Below are 7393 nucleotides of genomic sequence, written 5' to 3'. Positions count from 1 at the left end.
CGGGCTGGACGAGGAGGACCCGGATGCCGTGTTCGCGGACCTCGTGGTCCAGCGACTCGGAGTAGCCCTCGACGGCGTGTTTCGAGGCGACGTAGAGGGCCATGAAGGGCTGGGGGGCGATTCCGAGGACGGACGAGATGTTGATGACGCGTCCGCCACTCTGGGCGCGCATGTGCGGCAGGACGGCCTTCGTCATACGGATGACACCGAGGACGTTGATGTTCAGGACGCTCTGGGCCTGGGTGACGGAGTTCTCCTCGACGGCGCCCGCCGAGCCGATGCCCGCGTTGTTGACCAGGACGTCGATGCGTCCGAACCGTTCGATCACCTCTCCGACGGCGGCGGTGGCCGAGTCGTCACTGCCCACGTCGAGATCGAGGTACGTCACGCCTGCGGGCGGGGTGAGCCCGGAGGTCTTGCGACCGGTCCCGATCACCTCGAAACCCGCCGCGACGAGGGCGTGGGCCGTCTCCTTCCCGATTCCCGACGAGGCACCTGTCACGAGCGCCACCTGCCGCGTTGTCGCCATCACGGACTCCTTCATTTTGAATTACGATCGTATGCCTTATGTTCGTACGAACATAAGGGGGATCGTCGGTCGATGGCAAGGGGTCACGTCCGGCGATACGAGCGCGACGCTCCGACCCGAAGGCCGTCAGAACATCGTGTTGTCGTTGGCGGAGGTCTCCGGCACGTCCTGCATGGCGTCCCAGTGCTCGACGATCTTTCCGCCCCTGACCCGGAAGAGGTCGATGACCGCCCGGCCGCGCTCGCCCGGTGTATCGACGCAGTGGCTGTGGACGGCCACCAGGTCGCCCTCGGCGATGATCCGCTTCGGCGCCGCGCTCAGCTGCGGGAACTGCTCGAAGTACGCGCCCAGCCCGGCCTTCATACCTGCCACGCCGTCGGGGAAGCTCGGGTTGTGCTGGTGGTACTCGGGGCCCACGTAGGTGTCGATGGCGGCCAGGTCCTTGCGGACCATGAGCTGGTCGACGAAGGCGGTGACGAGCTTCTTGTTGTACGCGGTGAACCACCGCTCTCCTGGCGCCTCGGTCTGCGGCCGGCTGAGGGTGGCGAACATGTCGTTGCCGTTGGCCGTGGTCGCCGGCACCTCCTGGAGGATGTCCCAGTGCTCGGCGATCTTCCCGTCCTGGAAGCGGAAGATGTCGAAGACAGCCATCCCGGGGGTGCCGGGGACCAGGACGCCGTGGGAGTGCAGGAGCACCAGGTCGCCCTCGGACAGGACCCGCTTAATGTCGTACGTGGCGTCCGGGAACTGCTGGCGCATGGTGGCGCCGAACGCCTTCATGGCCTCGGGGCCGTCGGGGGCGAGCGGGTTGTGCTGGATGTAGTCCGGCCGTATGTGGCGGTCGATGACGGACGTGTCGCCGCCGTCGAAGACGGTCCGGAGGGCTTGGACGGCCTGCGTCCTCCCTGTCCCCTCCACGGTCAGCACGATCTTGCCGGTGGTGCGGCCGGTCTCGCCGAGTGCGTGGGCCTTGGCGGCCTCGGCGAGCGGGAGGGCGGCCTCGATGTGGGCGCGCAGGGCGCCGGTCTCGACGAGGTCGGCGATGGCTTGCATGCCGGCGCGGTCGGCCTCGACGAGGAGGGTCTCGAAGCGGATGCCCCGCTCGGCGATGTCGGCCAGCTCGTCGGGGTCGACGGACGCTACCGGAAGGATCGAGACGAGGGTGCCGCCCGGGCGCAGCACGGCGAGGGAGCGGGCGCGGGCGGCGGCGTCCAACGAGATCGAGTCGAGGACCACGTCGATGTCCTTGGCGGCCTCGGCGAAGTCGACCGTGCGGTAGTCGATGGCCTCGTCCGCTCCCAGGGAACGTAGGAAGTCGTGCTTGGCTGCGCTGGCGGTGCCGATGACGTACGCGCCGCGAGACTTGGCGATCTGGACGGCGAGATGGCCGACGCCGCCGGCCGCCGCGTGGATCAGGACCCGCTGCCCGGGCTGGACATCGGCGGTGTCGACGAGTGCCTGGTAGGCGGTCAGGGCGGCGAGCGGCAGGGCACCGGCCTGGACGTGGTCGATGCCGGCGGGCTTGTGTGCGAAGGCGCGGGCGGGGGCGGTCACGTACTCGGCGTGGGAGCCGACCCCGTGGGGGTAGGGCAGCATGCCGAAGACCTCGTCACCCGGCTTGAACAGGGTGACGCCGATGCCGACGGCCTCGACGACCCCGGAGACGTCCCAGCCAAGGACGAGTGGCAGGCGGTCGACGGTCATGGCCCGGGCGCGGTTCCACCAGTCGGTCGGATTGACGCCGGCCGCGCGGACGGCGACCAGGACCTGGCTCGGGCCCGGCGCGGGCCGCGGAAGTTCGACTTCCTTGAGCACCTCGGGGGGACCGTGGGTGTCCTGGCGGATGGCGCGCATCGTGGCGGCTTCGGGGTTCGTCATGCGCCCAGCGTCGCTGCCTGCCGCTACAAGGCGCCACGGCATGAATGCCAACTTTCAACGGGATCACGCCATGGCGTACGTCGTCGATTCATCGCGCCGGCCGCACCAACGCTCGCCGCGCTGAGAACCTGGACGGCGACGGCCTTCTGGTAGCCGAGGCGGGCCACTCTCGGCATAACCGGTGACGGTGCCCCACCGCTAGGTGACGCCGCGCATACCGGTACCATGGCACGAAGACCAAATCCCGACGGGATCATGCCATGGCGCCTATTCACCGAGTCGTCGTTCTGGCTATCGACGGCGTGTACCCCTTTGAACTGGGCATTCCCAGTCGGGCCTTCGGGGCCGCGGACGGCCGCTACGAGGTCCTCACCTGCAGCGTCGACGGCCACCCGGTGCGCGCCAACGCCGACTTCTCGATCACCGTCGAGCACGGCCCGGAGGTGCTGCGCACCGCCGACACCGTCGTCATCCCGCCCTTCCTCCCCACCGCCACGCCCCGGGAAGTGCCGCGGGCCGTGATCCAGGCGCTCGCGTCCGCGGCCCCAGGCGCCCGCCTCGTATCCATCTGCACCGGCGCCTTCGTCCTCGCCGCCGCCGGGCTCCTCGACGGTCGGCCGGCCACCACCCACTGGATGGCCGCAGACCTCTTCCGCGCATTCTTCCCACAGGTCGCACTGGACCCCGACGTCCTTTTCATCGACGACGGAGATGTGCTGACCTCGGCCGGTGCCGCCTCCGGGCTCGATGTCTGCCTGCACCTCATCCGCAAGGACCACGGCAGTGAAGTCGCCAACCAGGTGGCCCGCATGTGCGTCACGCCCCCGTGGCGCGAGGGAGGGCAGGCACAGTACATCCAGCACCCGGTGCCCGAGGCGACGGCCAGCGGAACGGCCACCGCCCGCCAGTGGGCCCTGGAGAACCTCCACGAGCCGATGGCTCTGACGGACCTCGCCGAGCACTCCCACATGAGCCTGCGCACCTTCGCCCGCCGCTTCACCGAAGAGGTGGGCATGAGCCCGGGGCGTTGGCTGATCCAGCAACGCGTCGACCGGGCACGACACCTACTGGAAACCACGGATCTACCGGTGGACGAGATCGCCGGCCACGTCGGCTTCGCCGGCGGCACATCGCTGCGAGAACACCTGCATGCCGCGATCGGCGTCTCCCCGCTCGCCTACCGACGCACCTTCCGTGGCGCCCCGTCCCCCACGCACTGAGCGCCACCGTGATCTTGCTCCGGTTTGACGGACATGGTGGTTGTGTCAGTCAGGTCGCCAGGGCGGCTTCGTGCTCGGCGGGACTGCGGTGACCAAGGCTGCTGTGCAGCCGGTGGGTTGTACCAGCCCTCGATCCGCCCGCGGGCTCGCCCATGGCTGCCGACGTAGGAGAACGCACTCAGCGGGGCACGTGCCTGGGCCGGGTTCGCGACGACCCGCGGATCGGCTTGAGGCGCCGTGCGGCCAGAACGGACCGCATCACGGCCGGATCGAGCAGATCGTCCAGCAGCCGCGAGGCGCCGGTCGCCCAGCGAAGTGCCAGGCGGACGTCACTCGGCATGTTGCGCGGTTCGGGGCGGGGGGTTACGAACGCCGGGCCCTCCAGCGCGCGCCGAAGTAGCTGATCGCTGGGGCGGCCCCGAACGTCTCGGACCATCGCCTGGGTGATCGCGCACCGCGCGTCGTCAGCGGCGCTTGCACGCCTCAAGGGTGCATCCGGGTCTCTTGGGCAAGTGAACTGCTGGCTTCGAGCACTTGACGAATCGGAGAGACAATGGTGTCTGCAATCCTCGAGGCGGGGGGCCTGGCTCTGTCGACGCTACTGATCGTCCTCGAGTTCTACCGCACGGTCCGTCACGGCGACTTCCACCAGCGCGGTCGGCTCCCTCACCGCTCGCGCGACTGCCGTGCGCGGGCGGACGCCCGCGACCGTGGTTGGCGTGTGAGGAGGACACGATGAGTGACGGCGACCGCGAGATCATGGAATTCTTCACCCGGTATTCCCCGATGATGGTTCCCATGGGCATACGGCAGGGCGCCACCAAGTCCGATGCCGAGGACGCGGCAAGCGCTGTGATCATCTGCATCATCGACGGCGCGGTATGGGATCTCGAGCACGCTGGAGTCAATGCCGCGGGCGCGAGCGGGCATTACGGCGTCCCTATCACAGTTTCACGGTGGGAGCATTCGCTGATCAGTCAGCACAAATTGTGCTGCGCGGCCGTTCCGATACATCTGCCGCAAGGCCGCTCAGTGACCATAAACCTGACCTCTTCTTCCAGCTCCATGACCAGTGTGCCACGCGCTGTTTTCCTCCAGCTCCTCGACCTCGCCCGACGCCTGCGTCGAGAGGAGTGGAAATCGGTCAGGCTGGCCCGCAGGGGGCGCTCTCGTGCCACTTGAGGATCAAGTACGTCCGGCGTCGCGGTGAGCTGCGGCTTTGCCACCGGAACGTCACTGCCGAGTAGCCGAGGGGTCTCACCCCTCGGCTCTCGCCACCGCGACGCCGGAGAACCTGCCGTACATACCACCGGGCGTACCCGTCCCGACGTCCCGACAGCCACGGCTTGAAGCACCAGCCCCAGCCGTGGCCGAGGTACACGCCTGGGCACGCGACCGAGGCATGGACGTACTGCCACGCGGCAGACTTCGCACCGAGATATGTGAGCCTGGCTTGCTTGCCCATGCGACCGCCCGCTGTCAGCGCTGAAGGCGCTACTCGGGGCCCCGTCCAGGCCCGGCGTGGCCGGCGCGAGGGCGCGGGGCACGGCGCGAGGTGATGTCATTTGAGTGATGTTTCTGATATCGCTTGAAGTTTGGCGGCAAGGGAGGATTCCCCATGGCGAGAACAGTGATTGATCTGGACGACGACATTGTCGAGCAGGCCGTGCGCCTGTACGGCACCAAGACCAAGGCTGCGGCCGTGCGTGCGGCCATGGAAGGAGGCGCGAAGCTGCGCCTGCGCCGCGAGCTGTTCGAAGCCATCGATGACGGCGAGTTCGAGGACATGTTCGCGGAGATCCGGGCCAAGACCGGGCCACGGCACGCGGACGGCACTCTCAAGCGGCCAGGGGGGACCGCCGCGGTGTGAAGAGCGCTACCTCATCGACAAGTCGGCTCTCGCGCGCACTCTGCGGCACACGCCACCGTCATCAAGTTCTGAAGATCGTGTCCCCGCCCGCGGCACCGATCCCCGGAGCACAGCCAGGTCGACGGCGCGGAGTGGCGCAGATCCTGGTGAGTCGCCTCACTCCATCGCCTGCCGCACTCAGTACGGTGACCACCCCACGCGGCTTCACCGGCCGCCCCTCATGCCCACTCGGGACGCACCGTCCTCAGGACTTATGGGCCACGCCGCCGTACACGGCTACGTCCGGGGGCACCTCCCGCGGGGTGCTCTCGGTACGCCACCGGGGGCAGGAGACCACGCCCGGCTCCAGCAGTTCCAAGCCCTCGAAGTAGCCGGCGATCTGCTCCGGGGTGCGTGCCGTGTACGGAGTCGCCGCCTTGGGATTGTGGCGGCGCAGGGCCTCGACGTAGGCGGCGTCGGTGGTGGTCCCGTCGTTGAGCCCCAGATAGCTGCCGCGAGGTAGAGCGGCCATCAGCCGCCGCACGATCGACCGCGTCTCGTCGTAGTCCTCCATGAGCCCGAGGATTCCCATCAGCATCAGCCCGACCGGCCGGGAGAAGTCCAGCGTTTTCGCCGCCTCGTTGAGGATGCGGTCGGGATCGCGCGCGTCGGCGTGGATGTACTGGCACTTGCCTTCGGGCGTGGACGTGAGCAACGCGCGGGCGTGGGCCAGTACCAGCGGGTCGTTGTCGACGTAGACGATCCGCGACTCCGGGGCGATCCGCTGGGCGATCTCATGGGTGTTGTCGGCGGTGGGCAGCCCGGTGCCGATGTCCAGGAACTGGCGGATACCCGCCTCGCCCGCCAGGTGGCCGACCGTGCGGCGGATGAACTGCCGGGAGTGGCGCGTGACGTCGACCATCCCGGGGAAGACCGACCTGACTCTCTCAGCGGCTTCTCGGTCCGATTCGTAGTGGTCCTTGCCGCCCAGCAGATAGTTCCAGATCCGGGCCGAATGCGGCCGAGTCGGGTCGATCCGGCTGCCAACGCCGGTGTCGGCTGCGTCGTCTGCGTGGTCTGCCATGGCCCGGGACCGTCCTCGGTGATCGCAGGGAGTACGTGCCACTGCTCAACGTACTGCGAACCGGAGAGCACCGCCGCACCGGTCGTGTCCGCCGCTCGCCGCCGCCTCCGCGTGGCGACGTCACCGGGCGCGTACGTCCATCAGCGCGAAGCCGAGCAGGTTCAGCCCTCGCCACGTCTCCGGATCCTCGACGTGGTCGTCGGTCGCCGCCATGCCGATGCCCCAGACACGGTCCACCGGGCTCGCCTCCACCAGCACCCGGTCACCGGTGCCGCGGAGATACGCGCCGAGATCTTCGTGCTGGCCGAACTTGGCCGCGTTGCCCCGTACGACGAGGTCGTATCGGTGTGCCTCCCACACCGCCTCGTCGAACCCCCGCACCTTCCGGCCCTCGGCCTTGGCCTCCCCCGGATGGCGGGCCGCGACGATGCGCTCCGCCGCCGCGTCGTCGCCGAACAGCCGCGCCTTGGCGGCCATCATCCAGTGCTCCGCGGTGGGATAGTCGATGCCGTCCACCTCGAACGCCGCCGGCCACCACTGGCTGAGGCAGGCCGCGTCCACCACGCCTTCGCGCCGGGGACGGTGTCCCCAGAAGAAGAGGTACTTCAGCCGGCGCCCCTGCTGCACGGCCTCCCGTACCCCGGCCACGGTGCGCTGCTCGGTGTTCATCGCCGCCCCTTCCCCTGCCCGGCACAGTAGTTGACGGTAGCGTCCCCGCGGGCCGACCGGCGGCTGCTGTGTGGTTTCCCCCCGAAGCAGTCGAACCGTCCTCATGGCGCCGATTCCGCAACGAGGACCCGCCGCGTCGGGTCCGCGACCGCGGGGGCGCGCGT

Annotated in this window: 6 protein-coding genes and 2 pseudogenes; 3 read left to right on the top strand and 5 right to left on the bottom strand. The window is 69.0% G+C overall.

The features are described from left to right. The 3 genes and pseudogenes from T328_RS30925 to T328_RS30915 all read right to left on the bottom strand — a co-directional run. On the bottom strand, positions 1-529 hold a 529-nt coding region (locus tag T328_RS30925; RefSeq protein WP_496499534.1), incomplete at its 3' end, for an SDR family NAD(P)-dependent oxidoreductase. A 126-nt stretch (positions 530-655) separates the two neighbouring features. Beyond that, positions 656-1414 (bottom strand): annotated as a pseudogene (locus T328_RS30920) (nuclear transport factor 2 family protein); the annotation flags it as partial. Positions 1415-1441: 27 nt separating this feature from the next. Continuing rightward, positions 1442-2383, bottom strand: a pseudogene (locus tag T328_RS30915) (NADP-dependent oxidoreductase); the annotation flags it as partial. A gap of 284 nt (positions 2384-2667) precedes the next feature. On the opposite strand from T328_RS30915, the gene T328_RS30910 reads away from it, so the two are divergent. The 3 genes from T328_RS30910 (at position 2668) to T328_RS30900 (ending at position 5497) form a co-directional block, all read left to right on the top strand. Further along, the gene (locus T328_RS30910; RefSeq protein ID WP_496499533.1) at positions 2668-3627 is read left to right on the top strand and encodes a GlxA family transcriptional regulator; all 960 of its coding nucleotides are present in this window, start codon (positions 2668-2670) and stop codon (positions 3625-3627) included. Positions 3628-4362: 735 nt separating this feature from the next. Continuing rightward, a complete protein-coding gene (locus T328_RS30905; protein ID WP_496499532.1) occupies positions 4363-4809 on the top strand; it encodes a hypothetical protein in 447 nt (148 codons plus the stop codon). Between the two features lie 436 nt (positions 4810-5245). Then, positions 5246-5497, top strand: coding sequence for a type II toxin-antitoxin system VapB family antitoxin (locus tag T328_RS30900; protein ID WP_496499531.1), 252 nt, complete (start codon positions 5246-5248; stop codon positions 5495-5497). A 244-nt stretch (positions 5498-5741) separates the two neighbouring features. On the opposite strand, the gene T328_RS30895 is transcribed toward T328_RS30900, so the two are convergent. Together T328_RS30895 and ybiA are read right to left on the bottom strand one after the other, a co-directional pair. Further along, positions 5742-6560 (bottom strand): SAM-dependent methyltransferase, encoded by an 819-nt coding sequence (locus T328_RS30895; RefSeq protein WP_496499530.1) that lies wholly within the window; start codon positions 6558-6560, stop codon positions 5742-5744. A 120-nt stretch (positions 6561-6680) separates the two neighbouring features. Then, positions 6681-7229 carry a riboflavin biosynthesis intermediates N-glycosidase gene (ybiA, locus tag T328_RS30890; protein WP_496499529.1) on the bottom strand — a complete coding sequence of 183 codons (549 nt, stop codon included), beginning with the start codon at positions 7227-7229 and terminating at the stop codon, positions 6681-6683. Positions 7230-7393 lie beyond the last annotated feature (164 nt).

Source organism: Streptomyces sp. CNX435 (assembly GCF_059570575.1).
The sequence above is the reverse complement of the archived record's forward strand: the minus strand, read 5'-3'. Positions and strand labels throughout refer to the sequence as shown.

Bases quoted from the DNA above. Each gene is read 5' to 3' on its own strand.
- T328_RS30910 (WP_496499533.1), top strand. From the start codon at position 2,668: ATGGCGCCTATTCACCGAGTCGTCGTTCTGGCTATCGACGGCGTGTAC.
- T328_RS30905 (WP_496499532.1), top strand. From the start codon at position 4,363: ATGAGTGACGGCGACCGCGAGATCATGGAATTCTTCACCCGGTATTCC.
- T328_RS30900 (WP_496499531.1), top strand. From the start codon at position 5,246: ATGGCGAGAACAGTGATTGATCTGGACGACGACATTGTCGAGCAGGCC.
- T328_RS30895 (WP_496499530.1), bottom strand. From the start codon at position 6,560: ATGGCAGACCACGCAGACGACGCAGCCGACACCGGCGTTGGCAGCCGG.
- ybiA (WP_496499529.1), bottom strand. From the start codon at position 7,229: ATGAACACCGAGCAGCGCACCGTGGCCGGGGTACGGGAGGCCGTGCAG.